Raw genomic sequence first — 15,978 nt, forward strand, 5'->3', positions numbered from 1 at the left:
CAGCTAGAAGCTAGAAGCTAGTAGCTAGTAGCTTCTAGCTAGTAGCTATCTTAATCCAACTGCCGGATGTGATAGTCCAGCCGGGCCCTGGCGTCGCGGGTGGTGAGGGGAGCGGTGGCGTCCACCCTTCTGCGCAGATGGATACTGCGGGCCGGTTCCCGGGTAAAGGCGATGATCGCATTGTGGCAGTCACTGCATGACAACCGGAAACGGCTGCTGTAACCGACCATGGCCTCATCCGCGGCCGCCGGGCTTTCCCGGTATTCCTTCCAGTCACCAAAGTTCATCACCAGGGTACCGCTGGCCGTCAGATTGTCCGCCAGGCATTGCAGCCACGGCTTGTCCGCCGCCACCGCCCGACTGACCTGCTCATTGCTGGGGGCAAACAAATCTTCGATGATCAGGTCAAACGGCTCCCCCCGATACGCCCGCAGCCATGCCTGGGCATCGCCCTCATGGGTCTCTACACCGAAGGCCTCCATACCGAACACCTCCCGCGCCACTTGCAAATGTGCAGGGTCCAGCTCTACCGCAACCAGGGTATCCGGGTTCAGTAATTGGCGGATCGGCGGGATCAGCGAACCGCCCCCCAGACCCAACACCAGCACCCGGCGGAACCGGGAGGGCTCATGCAGCAGGGCCGGCAGCCAGAGCAGATCCCAGACACTGCCGGTGAGCAAACGCTTGGGGTGAAACTCGGAGTGTTGCACGCCATTGGCATAGAGCCGCAGGGTTCGGCCAGCACGGCGCACTTCGTAATGCACCCCCTGCAGCTCGGTTTTCCAGATTAATGCCACACTTACTTTTCCAGGGTCAGGGTCAGGCCAGCCACGTTGCCATCGACGTTGGTTTCGTTCAGGAACACCCGATTCTGTTCAATACCCAGCGTCTGCACCAGCGCCGCTTTGGCATTTTCACCACGCAGACGTGCCAGCTCGGTAAGCTGTGCCCGGTCCAGGCCCTTGGCGCCGGTTGACAGCATGGACTCCCAGGCCGCCCTGGCCAGCAACGTTTCACGCTGTTCATCGTCCTCGGGAAGCGGATTGCTTACCAGGCTTTCAACGTCCCGGTCAGTGCTGGACTCATAACGTCGAATCAATTTGCGGCGCCACTTCTTCTCCTGCAAGGCGTTATCGATACCCAGCCAATCCTCATCTGCCACCTCACGGCCGATGGCCTGCGCGGCCAGGGCGGTGCGATCCTCGGCGTTGGTGGTACCGATCAGGCCCACCCGCAGCTGCGGACGCTCATTAAGTACCTTGGCAAGCGCATCCAGAGCTGAGGCGGTGTCCGGTTGAATCTCTGCTTCCCCCGGCGAAAACGCGATGTTCTCCAGATTTTTACCGCCAGCCAGCGCTGACAGTACGGAAAACGGTGCCGTGGCCGCCTTCACCACAATATTGCTCAACACCTTGAGCACCATGCCCCCAACACTGAAACTCGGATCATCCAGATTACCGGCCATATTAACCGGCAGGGTAATTTCACCGGACCGGTTGCGCAGCACTGAGAGCCCCAGTTTGACTGGCGCCTTCACCGCCTGCTCGCTGGGAACCTTTTCGCCCAGATAAAATTCATTGGCAAGAATATCCGTGTCACTACTGAGCTGGTTTTTCTCAATGGATACCCCCGTGGTCACGCCAAGCTGGCCTTTTTCCACCTTGTAACCAAGATATTGGCCTGTGTAGGGAGTCAGCCCGGTCATCTCATAGTTTTTCAGGGACACTTTCAGGTCCGTGAAGAGCGGCTCCGCTGTCAGCGAGCCTTTGACACTCAGCGGCGCATAGCGATCTACCTGAGCATTGAGATCGATGGTGGCCCGCCGACCCGGTCGGGTATCGAGGTTTCGCAGATTCCCGGAAAGCTGGTAAAGCCCTATCCGGAAATTCGGGCTGAGCGACAGATCTTCATGGCGGATCTGGCTGCCCACCAGGCGCACCCGATCCACTGTCACCTGCCAGGGTTCACTCTGCCCCTGCTCACTGACGCTGCGGCTACCCCCTGTTTCCCCGGAAGACATACCCGCCTGAATGCGTGTCGCCACATCCCGGCCCTGGGCATCCACCCGGTTGGCCAGATCCATACCCGTCAGCCCCACTTCGCCGATACGCACAGTTTGCTCAGCAGTGGTCAGTGACAGGTCCGTAACGCTGCCTTGATTGATCTTCAGCAGGGGTTCACCGTTCTCCAGCAGACTGAAATTTTCCAGAGAGGCGTTGGCGCTTGCCGTCACATCCGCATTCTCGCCTTTCACACTGGCTCTGCTATCCAGCGACAGCACGCCGCTGGCCAGTGCCAGCGGGGCCTCACGCTCCAACCAGGGCGAGAAGGGAGCCAGCGGCAATCCTTTCAGCCCAGCCTGGGCCTCAATACTGAAAGGGGTAAGATTGCCCTCACCGGAATGAGTCAGGGTACCGCTCTGCTGGATCTTGCTGCTGCCTTCCCAGGTGAAGGTAGCAGGCTCGCCAATAATCAGGTTTTTCAGGGTCAGTTGACCGTCCGAAAGGGTCAAGGTCTGAGCAGGTTGCAGGGTACGGTCGGTAAAGCGCAGTCCACTGCCGTCCACTTGCAGAGTATCCAGGCGCACAATCCAGTCAGCCTTGCCTTCCTGAACCTTCTGGGCCGCCTGCTCGGCCTTTTCCTTTACTTCCTCCACCCGTTCTTCAGCGGCTTCCCTGTCCGCCGGCAGAAACAGGGTTGCCAGATCGATCCCTTCTTCATTCAATACCAGTCCCACACTAGGATCCGTGACCGTCACCCTGGGGATTGTCACTTCCTGGGCCAGGGAATCCAGCGCCACTCCTTCAACACGGACTTGCGGCAGTGACACGCTGGGAGAGTCTTCACCAGGCTTGAGCAGCTGAAGCTGTCGTAATACCACCTGGCCATTGCTGAGCACCACCTTCGGTTGCGGCTGGGCATCAAAGTGATAGGCAGTTTCCACATCCAGTTCACCTGACGGCACAGTAAAGCGCACTTCATTTTTGAGCAGCCGTGCCAGCGGCACCAGGTCTACCTTTTCCACACTCAAATGGCCCTGGGCGATAAAGGGGGTGAACTCGAAATTGCCCTGCCAATCCAGTACACCACCGTCCGGCCCTTCCAGACGAATCGCGTAGTCATTGCTGTTTTCGTCCTTACCCTTGGTGGAGAAGTTGCTCACCGTGAAAGCCAGTGGCAGTACCAATTTTTCCGGCTCATCGCCGGTGGCCTCGGTAAACCGCAAATCGCCGTTAGTGAGGCTAAGGCTGGCAATGGAAATGGCCGGCAACCCAGGCTCTTCCTGCTCCGGTTCGGGGGCCTCTTCTTCCGGGGCCTTGGCAAGCTGCTCCTGAATATGGGCCAATACATCATCAAAGCTGAAAGCATTACCCGGGTTCCGCTGGGCACGCACCGTCAAGGCATCGAGCATGACTTCATCAAAATGCCAGCTCCAGCGGAACAGGGAAGACAACTGGAAATTCACATACAGCTGGTTGAAACCGAGCAGTTCCTCGGTCTGGTCATCCTGGATGGAAAACCCGTTTACCGTGGCGCTAAGCACCAGGGGATTGATCTTTACCTCATCAATGATGACTTGCCGGCCGGTCAGGTCAGCCAGTGCCTGGCGAGCGTTATCCCTCACCAGCCCCGGCGCCAGAAAAAAGCCCAGCAACACATAAAGCAGATAAAGGCTGGCCAGAATAATCAGGGTTTTCATTTTCCAACTACTGCTTTTCCAGGCCTGTAACACCTTCACTTTTGTCTCCTTTCAAGACACCACGATTTTGACGCCATGGTAGCAGTTGCGCGCCCCACTGGCGCCCCAAACCCATTGCGCCGCCTGGGCGGCTGTGGAAAATGGGCGCATCTTGCACAGGAGTCCTGCCATGAGCGACAACTACCTTCTGAACATGTACGAAAAAGCCCTGAAGCTGCCCGCCGGTCGCAAGCTGTTTTCCATGGTGTTCAGCCGCAAAGCCCCCTATTTTGCCACTATTACCCCGACCATCACCGAACTTCGCCCCAATTTTTGTGAGGTAAAGTTCAAGAAACGTAAAAGCGTGGAAAACCACATCCAGACAGTGCACGTGATCGCCATCTGCAATGCACTGGAATGTGCCATGGGCGCCATGGCGGAATCCTCTGTACCCAAGCACCTTCGCTGGATTCCCAAAGGCATGGATGTGAACTACACGGCCAAGGCCACCAGCGATATTACTGCCACCGCCGAAGCCAATCCGGAAGACTGGAAACCCGGCAACCTGCCCGTTACCGTCAAGGCCATGCGCGACGACGGCACAGTGGTCGTGGAAGGCACCATTAATCTGTGGATCAGTGAGAAGCCTGGTAAAAACAGTTAACAGTGAATAGTTAACAGTTCGCGAGCCAGTCCCGTGTTCGCCTCACACTATGAAGCCGCGTCCAGCCGTTTGGGCGCGGCTTCTTTGGTTCTGGACCCACGGAGCTCTGACAGCCCTCCCCCACTGGCAAAGATGACGCTACACTGTCACCGGGAAAAGGGGGAACCACATGCTTATCGTACCCGTCGGTGACAAGGAAGCGCGCCGCACCACGCCCTGGATCTGTATTCTGCTGATCCTGGTCAATATTATCGTCTATGCTTGGACGACCCACCGTGACCTGCAACGGGGCGACCCGCTGACACCCGAACAGGCCGATCTGCTGGCAGGGTATGAAGCAGATATCCTCTTGCAGTGGCTATCACACCAGGACAGCAGGACCTATTCCGACGCCGTGGCCATGAACGACCAGGGCGCGAATTTCATGATGGCCTACGGCTGGTACGATCAGGCCTTTACTCAGCATGTTCACCAGCACTGGCAACAACACCCTCCCAGTCACCAGTGGCGACAACTGCGCAATGAGCTGGAAACCTGGCTCAATCAACAGTCAACCATTCGCTGGGGCCTGATTCCCAATGACCCCGGGCTGACCACCCTGCTCACTTCCCAGTTCATGCATGGTGACTGGTTCCATCTACTGGGCAACATGCTGTTCCTGATCATGTTCGGCATTGCCATGGAACGCCATTGGGGCGCCCGCCGTTTCCTGCCTGCTTATCTGCTTTGCGGCATAGGCGCCGGCCTGCTGTTTATCGCATCCGATCCAGACAGTGGCATCCCCCTGGTAGGAGCATCCGGCGCCATTTCCGGTCTGATGGGGCTGTTTGCCGGCACGTTCCGACTGCGCAAGCTGGAGTTTTTCTACTCGCTTGGCTTTTTCTTCGGCAGCTTCCGGGCACCGGCGCTGGTGCTGTTTCCTGTATGGCTGGGCTGGGAGCTGATCCAGGCGGCGACCATGGACAGCAACGTGGCCTATATGGCCCATGCCGGCGGCCTGATAACCGGGCTGGCCCTGGCTTTCCTGCTTCCGCTGACAGGTCAGCCGAGCCAGCAGAAAGACACCTCGCAGGATACCAACCGCGACGACACCCAGGTGCCTGCAATCTGCCAGCAACTGGCGGAACAATTACGCTTTAATGATGCCCAGTCCCGCTGCCGACAGTGGCTGAATAATCATCCCGGGAGCCGCCCGTTGTGGCTGTTTTTCCTGCTCATGGGCCAGCGGCAAAAACAACTGGATGCGGCCATGAAGGAAGCGGTAAAAACGTTAAGCGCCCACCAGAGCAACGATGCACTGCTCGGGTTGCTATGGCAGGAATACGAATTTCTGGGCGGTGATATCCGCGCCCTGCCCCCCGCCTACCAACTGCTGCTGGCCGAACTGGCCTGGCGCCAGAAGCGAAGCAAGCTGGTACGCGAGATTGTGCAGGATCTGGAGAAGAAACAGTGGCAACACCCTCGCCTGGAGCGGCTCAGCCAGCGGCTTTAAGACGCTGAAACACTTGCCGGGCTTCGAAGGATTCCTCGCTCTGGAACTGATCGGGGAAATGTTTTTCCACGAACGCCAGCAACTTGCCAGCCCGCATCAGGTCCCCGTGCTGCTCCATATAAAGTCGGGCCAACAGCACATAAGCTGTCCCCAATGACGGAAACCCCGGTGCTCGTTGATGCAGGTTTACCAGCAAATGCCGGGCTTCCTGCAATCGTCCCCTTTCATACAACGCCTGCGCCAACGACAGAGACAGGCTGCCTTCTTCCTCGAAGCGGAACCCCGGTTGTTGCTGCTGGGCTTCCAGCCAGATCTGCACAGCGGAACCCTCATTACCATTGGCAAATTGCTGGCGCAGAAATCGGGCGAGATGTTCACGCCAGGGTTTGTCTTTTTCCAGCAAGCGCAACAGACGCAGTCGCCGCCAGTTCAGTTCCTGGTTCAAGGGCGCCGCCTTGAGGCCACGGTTTACCACGCCCAAGGCATCGGCATAGCGCCCTTCCTGGGCATAGATATGGGCAGAGCCCAACGCTTCCGCCACATCATAATCATCAGCGGCCAGGGAACGGCCCCGGGGTTCATCCTCGGCCAGCCCCAATTGACGGGCCTTTTCATTGAGCATGGCCCCCATCATGGCAGAGGCGACAATCGTCGTATAAGCAGAGAACGCAGTTCCCAGAAATACCAACAACTGAAAATCACTCTGGGTTTGCAGTATCGACGGAGCAGCTGTCACCGCCATCACCGCAAACCACAACAACAGGTAGGAGACCCCGACAGTGACCACCAGTTGCAGCCAGCGTAACGGGTTCAATGCCATACGCAGCGAGCGGCTTACCGCCAGGATCATCACCGCCGCCGGCAGTACCAGCGCAGCCAGGGCCAGCAGCCCCATGGCCAGAACGATGGACGTTCCCACCAACAACAAAGGAACGGCAAACAGTGTGGCCAACAAGACAATCTGCTTGACCAGCAAGCCCCCCTCGGACATCACCTCCATGGGAGATGGTGGTATCCAGTCATCCCTGGCAACTTCCGCAATCACCACCAGGGAATAGACAAATAACGTGAGGGCCAGAAACAGGAGCAACAAACCTGTGAGCAAACCTCCAGGCAGTATGCTGGCCAGCCCAAGCACCAGCATCAACCATAATGCCGGAGGCTTCAGGGGATACTTGAGAATCTCTGCGGAGCGTTGCCAGAATGGTGTTCCTGGTTCGCCATCACCTTGCCAGTCAAGGCGCTCGCTGCATAACGCACAGCGAGGCAGCCCTGGCCGAAAGTTCTCTTCCCCACCGGGCACACACTGCCCGCAAAATCGCTTGCTGCACCCGCTGCAATGCCAGCACCCGGGCTTCTTCAGATGATAATCACAGGCTTCCATGTCTCTCCCTTCCCTGCCGGCACCTCATTGTGCCGTTGTCTTTTCCCTAATGAATAATGCTGCCCTGAAAGCAGCGTCCCCAATCAGATCTGTCTGCTCAAGACCACTGCGTTTCAGTGGCCGAAAATCATGATCTCCATGGGGTAGCCAGTGTAAATGGATGGCTGGCGGTAAACCATAACTGGCCACCTCCTGCGGCTTGCCGAAGGGATCACGTTCACCCTGGCAAATCAGCATGGGCACCGTCAGGTTCGGCAGATGGTCCGTGCGGGTTTTCTCGGTTTTGCCAGGAGGATGGAACGGATAGCCCAACGCCACCACGCCGCAAATAGAGGGACAATCCGCTTCCGCTGCCAGCAACGAGGCCATGCGCCCACCCATGGACTTTCCACCGATCCATACTGGCAGGTTGTCGTCGGGCAATGCCGTCAACACGTCCCGGAAATGTGCCAGCAACTGCGGAGCGCGATTGGGCGGGAATTTGCGTTGCTCCTGACGCCGGCGCGCCATATAGGGAAACTCGAAGCGGACCACGGACACTCCCTGGTCGGCCAGGGCCTCAGCCATGGCGTTCATGAAGTCGCTATCCATGGGGGCCCCGGCACCATGGGCCAACACCAGCAGCGCCGAAGGTTCTTCGGCACGATTCCACAGCAGATCAGTCAAAGAGCCGCCTCCAGTGCCTTGAGCTGGGCCTGCAGAGCCGTTTTGAAATCCACCCGGAACAGCGAAAGGCCAGGTGTTTCCAGTATTTTTTCAACCACCGGTGCAGGATGACTCACCGCCCAGCAACCGATAAGGGTTTGCTGCACCTGCATGAGGTAAGTCGCCGCCTGGTCGCCAGACAGTTCGTAGGTTTGTTGCAGACGTTGCGCCAATTCGGCGAAGTGCGACAACAGGGACTGTTTGAACTGGAGAGCGGCCGCCTCATCCAGATTCTGTTCCAGAACCGAATGCAGAATGGCCGTGAGCCGGCAGAACAGAGGACGCGCCACCAGCAACTCGGACAAGGCTTGCCATAACGGCAGGCTGTCATCCACCGGGCCCAGGCTTACCTGCTCCAGTTCATCCAGATACAAACCCAGAAACAGGGCTTCCTTGGAGGGGAAATAACGGTACAGCGCCGCCTTGGTGACGCCGGCCTTGCGGGCAATGGAGGCAAGGCTGATGGCTTCAAAGCGTTCCTGCTCAAAGAAGGTTGCCGCCGCCGCCAGAATCTGGGCTCGCCGTTCCGCCTTCTGCTCGGGCGAGCGGGCGCGTTGGAAAAGACATTCGGCCATTAGGAACCTCTGATCGAATCAGGAAACAGTGCCGGATTTTTCATCATGCAAGCATGATTTCCCGCCCAAAATATTATCCAGTCATGACCGTAGGGTGGATTAGCCTGAGGCACCATCCACCACATTCACCACGTCAGACTTCCGGGTCGCAGGAGGGTGGATTACGGCCTTCGGCCTAATCCACCCTCCAAAGCTGCAACGCGCAGGGTGCACAGAGCCTGCGCGAGACATCCGCCAGCACAAATTACGCCTGCAGCATGCCTGCCAGTCGGCGGGTAATCATACGGGGCGAGAACTTGCCCATCCACACCAGCAACAGGTTTTTCAGCCCCGGGATCACAATGGCGCGGCGGCGCGCCGCCAGAGATTTTTTCACCACCGCTTCGGTAGTCATGGTGCCCGCCTTGAACAACAGGGTGTCGGTCATGTGGGCTTCGGTGGCGAACTCGGAGTCGGTGGCGCCGGGACACAAGGCACTCACAGCCACGCCACTTCCTTTAAGTTCCTCGTGCAGACCTTCCGAGAAAGACAGGACAAACGCCTTGGTGGCGTAGTAGATGGTCATGTTCGGGCCAGCCTGGAACGCCGCCGTAGACGCCACATTGATCACAAAGGCCTCCGGTGCCTGCTTGAGTGCCGGGACCAGACGCCAGGTCAGATCCACAAGAGCCGTCACATTCACCTGCACCATATCCAGCTGACGCTGCAGATCCAGGTCGGCAAACTGTCCCCGATCACCAAAACCCGCGTTGTTGATCAGGCCAGTCACCGCGATCTGTTGTTCCTCCAGAGCCTGGGCCAGTTCAGCAGGGGCGTGGGGCTGAGCCAGATCTGAAGCGATACATACCACGTCAATAGCGTGTCTTTCACGTAGCTCGGCCGCGAGCGTTTCCAGCCGATCCAATCGCCGGGCAACCAGTACCAGGCTCTTCCCTTCTGCCGCCAATTGCCGGGCAAATTCCTTACCGATACCGGCGCTGGCGCCAGTGATAACCACTGCTTGCATGCCTTTTCTCCATTAAGTAACCACTGGTCACTAATTTAGAGAAAACTTTCCGCCCTGTAAATAACCACTGGTCACTTAATTGGGGTTCGGCTTTCTACTACAGCCTGAGGGCCCTGGTCTTAGTGGAATCTTCGCTTTGCGAGCAAAGCGCCAACAGCGCTAACGACTCAGGCCATCCCTTCTGCCAGGCCCCAGAGATTGAGCTGACCATGGGGGCCCGGCGGGACAAAACCGCTGGTATCCAGAGCTTGCTCTTCACGGGAAAGCAATCCGGCCCCTTTGCAGGCGGCCGCAAATCTCTGGCGCAACAGATGCGCCCAGGCTCCCTGCCCGCTCTGACGCTGGTGCCAGCGGCTGTCATAGACGGCTCCGCCATGGAGATCCCGCATTACCGACATCACCTTTTCCGCCCGCTCCGGGTAATGCTCATGGAGCCACTCCTCCCATAGCGGCCCCACTTCATGGGGCAGGCGCAGCACCACATAACCTGCTTGTTGCGCCCCCGCCTGGGCTACCTGATCGACAATATCTTCCAGCTCGTGATCATTGATAAAGGGAATCACCGGTGCCACCAGCACCGTCACTGGCACCCCGGCCCGACTCAATTCACGAATCACCTTGATCCGCTCACGGCCACCACTGGCTCTTGGCTCTAACTGCCCCTTGAGGCGGTTGTCCAGCGTGGTTACTGACACCGCCACCGAAGCCCTGCCCCGGCGCGCCATGGGCGCGATCAGGTCCAGATCCCGTAACACCAGGGTGCTCTTGGTAATAAGGCTGAAGGGATGCTGGCAATCCACCAGCACCTGCAGCAGTTCGCGGGTGATACGCCGCTCTTTTTCAATGGGTTGATAGGGGTCGGTCACGGTGCCCAGCACAATGGGGCGGCAGCGGTATCCTGGCTTGCGCAAGCTGTCACGCAACACCTCCGCCGCATTGTCCTTGCAGAAGATTTCACTCTCGAAATCCTGGCCGGGCGACAGGTCCACATAGGCATGATTGGGGCGGGCATAGCAGTAGATGCAGCCATGCTCACAGCCCCGGTAGGGGTTGATGCTCTGCTCAAAAGGCAGATCCGGGCTGCGATTGGTCATGATCAGGCTTTTCGCCTGTTCACGGTGATAGCGGGTGGGCCGGTTCACCGGCGCGTCATCCATATCACTATGGCTGACGGCAAAGCGACCCGGTATCTGGCTGAGGGTACCCCGGTTCACAGCAGGCATAATGGCTCCTGTCGAATACTGTCTTTTTGTACAGTATATCGAGACGAGCCCGGACTCAATACTTTTTACCCAATCTTGTCCAGCCAATCCGTTGGAGCCTTGCTGGCAAGGCGAATGGCGGCGATTTACTGCCAGCCCTTGGCAGAACGGGCAACCCTTTCGCCTTGCGAGCAAGGCTCCAACGGGGGAGGTGGTGCCTGCCCCCCTACAAACTCCGCAGCTTGCGCAACTCCCTTACCCCCACCGCCAGGGTCATGAAGTCGTGGGGGCTGTCGGCCTGCAGGGTTTGCAGCCGGTGGATGCCGAAGGCGACCTTGCGGCTGGCCTTGTCTTCCCAGGCGGCAAAGCGGTCGGCGGCGTTGTCGCCATCCTGTTCCAGTACCTTGGCGGCCACCTGGCGATGCAGGCGGTAGGTGTCTTCACGCAGGTTCGCCCGAGCCAGGGCCTGCCAACGGCCCTGTACGCTCAGGTCGATGATGGAGGACAACAGCCACAGGATCTGCAGGCGATCGCCCACCAGGAAGTAGACTTCCGCCGCCAGTTTCAGCGGTACCTGGGCCAGGGAGGCCAGCTCGATCACGTCCGGTGCGCTGCCCAGCACCATGGTGTTGGCCAGCAGTCGCGCCTCTTTTTCCGGCACGCCGTCGGCGCCCATGCCAGCCACCGCCTGATCCCATTCCTGACGGTAACTGCCCGGCAGGATATCCGGCAGCATGGCTTCCAGCTCGCCGATGGACTTGCGGTAGCGGTGGACCGCTTCCGCCACCGGGCGGCGGCCCCACTTGTAATGAATCAACCAGGTGGTGACGTGTTTCATCAGGCCGATGACGCGGCCATAGAGGCGTAGTTGTACCTGGCTGTCCACCTTGCCATCCAGGCCATCCACCGGTGCCCAGTAAAGGTCCCCATCGAACACCGCGTGGGCCATGGCATAGGCCTTGACGATGCGATGCAGGGACAGGCCATGTTCGTCCGCATAGCGATGAACAAAGGAGAACCCCATGCGATTGACCACCGCATTGGAAAGCACGGTGGCGATGAGTTCCCGGCGCAGGCCATGGGCGAGCAGATCCTCGCGGAAGGATTCCACCAGCTCTTTGGGGAAGTAGTTGAGTACGTCCTGATCGAAGAAGGGGTCGTCCGGCACATCGGTGGCCAGCATGGCATCGAACAGGGCGTTCTTGGTGTAGGACAACAACACCGACAGTTCCGGCCGGGTCAGCCCCTTGCCGCGGGTGCGTCGCTCGCTGAGCCCCTCGTCATCCGGCAGGTATTCCACCGACCGGGTGAGCATGCCCTGGCGCTCCAGGGTGCGCAGGTGGTTGGCGTGTTCGTCGAGACGGCTGGCGGCATTGAATTCCAGCAGGCTCAGAGCCAGGCATTGCACATAGTTGTCACGCAGCACGGCGCTGGCCACATCCTCGGTCATCCGTTCCAGCAGCGGATCGCGGGTGTCCCGGTCCAGACGACCATCGCGCAGCCGCTGGTTGAGCGGAATCTTGATGTTCACTTCTCGGTCGGAGCTGTGCACCCCACCGGAATTGTCGATGGCATCGGTGTTGATGCAGCCGCCGTTAAGCGCATATTCGATGCGCCCCAACTGGGTCAGCCCCAGGTTGCCGCCCTCGCCCACCACCTGACAACGCAGGTCGCGGCCATTGATGCGAATGGCATCGTTGGCCCGGTCACCCACCTGGGCCTGGCTTTCGTTGCTGCCTTTCACATAGGTGCCGATGCCACCGTTCCAGAGCAGTTCCACCGGCGCCTTGAGGATGGCGGTGATCAGTTCCGCCGGGGTCAGTGTCCGTTGTTCGATCCCCAGGGCTTCGCAGGCCTGCGGGCTGAGGGTGATGCTCTTGGCACTGCGCGACCAGACGCCACCGCCTTCGGAAATCAGCGCCGGATCGAAATCTTCCCAGGTGGTGCCGCGGGTGGTGAACAGACGCTGACGTTCGGCAAACGTCGTCGCCGGATCCGGGTCCGGATCGATAAAGATGTGCATGTGGTTGAACGCGGCCACCAGCCTGATCTGTTCGGACAGCAGCATGCCGTTGCCGAACACGTCGCCGCCCATGTCGCCGATGCCCACCACCGTAAAGGGCGTGGTCTGAATATCCTTGCCTGCTTCCCGGAAGTGGCGCTTGACGCTTTCCCAGGCACCGCGGGCGGTGATGCCCATTTTCTTGTGGTCATAGCCGGCGCTGCCGCCGGAGGCGAAGGCATCGCCCAGCCAGAAGCCGTATTCGTCGGCCAGGCCATTGGCGATATCAGAAAAAGTCGCAGTACCCTTGTCGGCAGCCACCACCAGATAGGGGTCGTCGCCATCATGACGGACCACCGAGGCCGGGGGCACCACCTGGTCCCCGACCCGGTTATCGGTGATATCCAGCAAGCCGCGAATGAACTCCTTGTAGCAGGTGATGCCCAGTTTCTGCCAGGCCTCCCGGTCCGCCGGGTTGCCGCGCTTGAGGACAAAACCGCCCTTGGCCCCCACCGGCACGATAATGGCGTTCTTCACCATCTGCGCCTTCACCAGGCCCAGCACCTCGGTGCGGAAATCCTCGCGCCGGTCAGACCAGCGCAACCCGCCCCTCGCCACGGGACCACCACGCAGATGGATACCCTCCATCTGGGGTGAATAGACAAAGGTTTCATACATGGGCAGCGGTGGCGGCAGTTCCGACACCTGACTCGGATCCAGCTTCAGACTCACGTAGGACTTGTCGTGGCCGGCCGCATCCGGTTGGTAAAAATTGGTACGCAACCCGGCCCGCACCACACTGAGGAAGGCACGCAACACCCGGTCCGCATCCAGCGAGGCCACCTGGTCCAGCTGGTGATCCAGGCTCTGGGCCAGCTTGATGCCCTCGCTTTTGCGGCGCTCGTCACTGACGCCAGGATCAAAGCGGGTTTCAAACAGCTGCACCAGGGAACGGGCGATGCTGGCATGGTCCGCCAGCAACTGTTCCATGTAGTTCTGCGAATAAGGCAAGCCGGTCTGTACCAGGTATTTGGTCAGCGTCCGCAGGCAGACGATCTGCCGGGAGTTGAGCCCGGCCAGCAACACCAGGCGGTTGAGCCCATCGTTTTCCGTGTGGCCGTGCCAGCATTCCAGAAACGCCTCTTCAAAAAAGCGCTTCTGCTGGACCGGCCCCAGGGCGCACTCACCATGCACCTGCACATCAAAGACCTGAATCCACTGGGCCTCCCCATCTCGAGGCATCACCTGGGTGGGCTCCTGCCGCACAACGCGCAGGCCAAAATTCTCCAGGGCCGGCAAGACTTCCGACAAGGCAATGGGCTTTTTCTGGCTATAAAGGCGCAAACTGGTGGGACAGGCAGCACCATCCTGACTGTTGATCGACAGGGAGGGCAGCACCGGCTGGCCTTCATGCAGTTGCGCCAGGTACTGAATATCCGCCGCCGCTTCCATGGGCCTGGTACTTTCCTGATAACCCACCGGAAACGCATCGCCATAGCGCAATGTTAACGCGGCGCCCTCTTCCCCATCCTCCTTGAGAATGTCGCGAAGCTGGTCCGCCCAGGTACGGGTCACCGCCAACAAACGCTCCTCCACCTGGGCCTGGGACATGGCCAGGTGGGTGCCCTGGGGGATGCGGATAATGCAGTGGATTCGCGCAAGCCCTTCTCGGAGGAAGTCCACGGTGCGCTCCACCGAGTTGCCATTGCAGAGTTTTTTCAACTCGGCGGTAACATGGTCGCGCAATTCCCGGGAATAGCGCTCCCGGCTCAGATAGACCATGCAGGAATAGAAGCGGCCGTACCGATCGCGGCGCATGAACAGGCTGAGGTGATGGCGATCACGCAGCGCCCGAATCCCCATGCAGATGTGATAAAGCTCTTCCTCACTACACTGAAACAGCTCATCCCTGGGGAGTTGATAAATAATATCGCGCAAATGTTTGCCGGAATGGGAACGCTCAGGTAACCGGGAGCGCTCCAGTACATAGTTGACCTTGCGGCGAATCAGCGGGATGTCACGGGGCCGGTTGATATAGGCATCCAGAGAAAACAGACCGATGTAGCGATCTGTCCCTTCCACAGTGCCGTCATCGGCCAACCGTTTTACCGACACCACGTCCATATAGTGCGGATGATGAATCGGCGAACGGGCATTGGCCTTGGTCACCACCACCAGACGACCATGGGCAATGTATTTGGCCATCTCGTCGTGAGGGGCAATGAATTCATCTGCGTTGGCGTAACGACTGCCTGGCTGGGCCAGACCCAGGCCCGCATCATCATCCAGAGTCAGCTTTATGCCGCCTTCCACGGGCTCCGCACGGGAGCGGGCATAGCCCAGGAAGGTGAAATGATCCTGGGAGAGCCAGTCGATGAAGGCTCGGGCTTCGGCCAGCTCTTCCTGGTCCCGGCTCGGGAAGTCCCCAGAAAGATTCCGCTGAGTAGCCTCCAGATTATCCAGCATGGCCGGAAAATCCTGCACCACCACCCGCAGCTCACCCAGCACCTGCTCCAGATTTTCCTGCAGATGCTGGTAGGCCTCATCGGCGGCCAGCGGCTCGAATTCCACATAGACCAGCGACTCTGCCGGATGTTCGCCATCCCCGACGCCCACCACACGTGTCATGTGACCATGGCTATCACGAAGCACCTGGATGACCGGGTGAATCGTCCAGTCGATGGCAGTGCCGGCATCGCGCACTGCCATGGCAATCGAATCCACAAGAAACGGCACGTCATCGGTCACCGTCCGCAACGCCGCCAGTCCGCCTGGCCGGGTCGGTGGTTTCAGATGAATAAGGGTTTCTTCCGGGTGGCGCTGGAATGCCATCATCCAGTGTTGCTGGGCGATGTGGAAAAGCTGCTCGGGGGTACGGGCGGTGAGCGCCGCCTGGCTGCTCATTTCAAAATAAGCCGCCATGAAACTGCGGAATAGGGCCTGATGTTCAACCCCGACGTGGGCGGTGACCAGTGCTTCCAGCTGAGCCTGTAACAAGGCCTGGCGCTGCGCGACGTCATCCTGCATCGAATCCTCCGGCGTCCGTTCGGGCGCGCCGGCAAGGCGCCAGCGGCCTCTGAATTACTCTATACCGGAGGAACGGATCAATACCAGTCCGGTGCCGTGATTAGATCCGTAAACCAAGACAGGGGCGTGACACGTTTCAAAACAGACTTTATCGCTGTGTAGGGTGTATTGAGCCTGAGGCGAACGGCGCCATCCTGGCGCCGAATCGGTGCAGTTCACCTCAGGCCCAGTGCTCCCTGCGT

The 15,978-nt window shown here is 59.3% G+C and carries 10 protein-coding genes; 2 read left to right on the forward strand and 8 right to left on the reverse strand.

Annotation, left to right across the window (positions count from 1 at the left end; translation table 11 throughout):
• Window positions 1-50: 50 nt before the first annotated feature.
• The gene (locus KZ772_RS04845) at window positions 51-797 is read right to left on the reverse strand and encodes a class I SAM-dependent methyltransferase (protein ID WP_290538714.1); all 747 of its coding nucleotides are present in this window, start codon (window positions 795-797) and stop codon (window positions 51-53) included.
• Window positions 798-799: 2 nt separating this feature from the next.
• Complete coding sequence (locus tag KZ772_RS04850; protein WP_290538715.1) at window positions 800-3,739, reverse strand: DUF748 domain-containing protein; 2,940 nt, start codon at window positions 3,737-3,739, stop codon at window positions 800-802.
• A gap of 130 nt (window positions 3,740-3,869) precedes the next feature.
• On the opposite strand from KZ772_RS04850, the gene KZ772_RS04855 reads away from it, so the two are divergent.
• Both KZ772_RS04855 and KZ772_RS04860 read left to right on the forward strand, forming a co-directional pair.
• Window positions 3,870-4,343, forward strand: a complete 474-nt coding sequence (locus KZ772_RS04855; RefSeq protein WP_290538716.1) for a hotdog fold domain-containing protein — start codon at window positions 3,870-3,872, stop codon at window positions 4,341-4,343.
• A gap of 169 nt (window positions 4,344-4,512) precedes the next feature.
• Window positions 4,513-5,835, forward strand: a complete 1,323-nt coding sequence (locus KZ772_RS04860; protein WP_290538717.1) for a rhomboid family intramembrane serine protease — start codon at window positions 4,513-4,515, stop codon at window positions 5,833-5,835.
• On the opposite strand, the gene KZ772_RS04865 is transcribed toward KZ772_RS04860, so the two are convergent.
• From KZ772_RS04865 to KZ772_RS04890, 6 genes are all read right to left on the reverse strand, one after another.
• Complete coding sequence (locus KZ772_RS04865; RefSeq protein ID WP_290538718.1) at window positions 5,819-6,928, reverse strand: hypothetical protein; 1,110 nt, start codon at window positions 6,926-6,928, stop codon at window positions 5,819-5,821. The two genes, KZ772_RS04860 and KZ772_RS04865, sit on opposite strands and share 17 nt — an antisense overlap.
• A gap of 315 nt (window positions 6,929-7,243) precedes the next feature.
• The gene (locus KZ772_RS04870) at window positions 7,244-7,885 is read right to left on the reverse strand and encodes an alpha/beta fold hydrolase (RefSeq protein ID WP_290538719.1); all 642 of its coding nucleotides are present in this window, start codon (window positions 7,883-7,885) and stop codon (window positions 7,244-7,246) included.
• Window positions 7,882-8,499 carry a TetR/AcrR family transcriptional regulator gene (locus tag KZ772_RS04875; RefSeq protein ID WP_290538720.1) on the reverse strand — a complete coding sequence of 206 codons (618 nt, stop codon included), beginning with the start codon at window positions 8,497-8,499 and terminating at the stop codon, window positions 7,882-7,884. The genes KZ772_RS04870 and KZ772_RS04875 overlap by 4 nt, the downstream gene beginning before the upstream one ends.
• Before the next feature lie 244 nt (window positions 8,500-8,743).
• Complete coding sequence (locus KZ772_RS04880) at window positions 8,744-9,505, reverse strand: SDR family oxidoreductase (RefSeq protein WP_290538721.1); 762 nt, start codon at window positions 9,503-9,505, stop codon at window positions 8,744-8,746.
• Window positions 9,506-9,672: 167 nt separating this feature from the next.
• Window positions 9,673-10,728, reverse strand: coding sequence for a PA0069 family radical SAM protein (locus KZ772_RS04885; protein ID WP_290538722.1), 1,056 nt, complete (start codon window positions 10,726-10,728; stop codon window positions 9,673-9,675).
• Between the two features lie 205 nt (window positions 10,729-10,933).
• Window positions 10,934-15,736 (reverse strand): NAD-glutamate dehydrogenase, encoded by a 4,803-nt coding sequence (locus KZ772_RS04890; protein WP_290538723.1) that lies wholly within the window; start codon window positions 15,734-15,736, stop codon window positions 10,934-10,936.
• Between the last annotated feature and the right edge of the window lie 242 nt (window positions 15,737-15,978).

Origin of the sequence: Alcanivorax sp. (assembly GCF_019431375.1) — a bacterium.
GTDB lineage: Bacteria > Pseudomonadota > Gammaproteobacteria > Pseudomonadales > Alcanivoracaceae > Alcanivorax > Alcanivorax jadensis_A.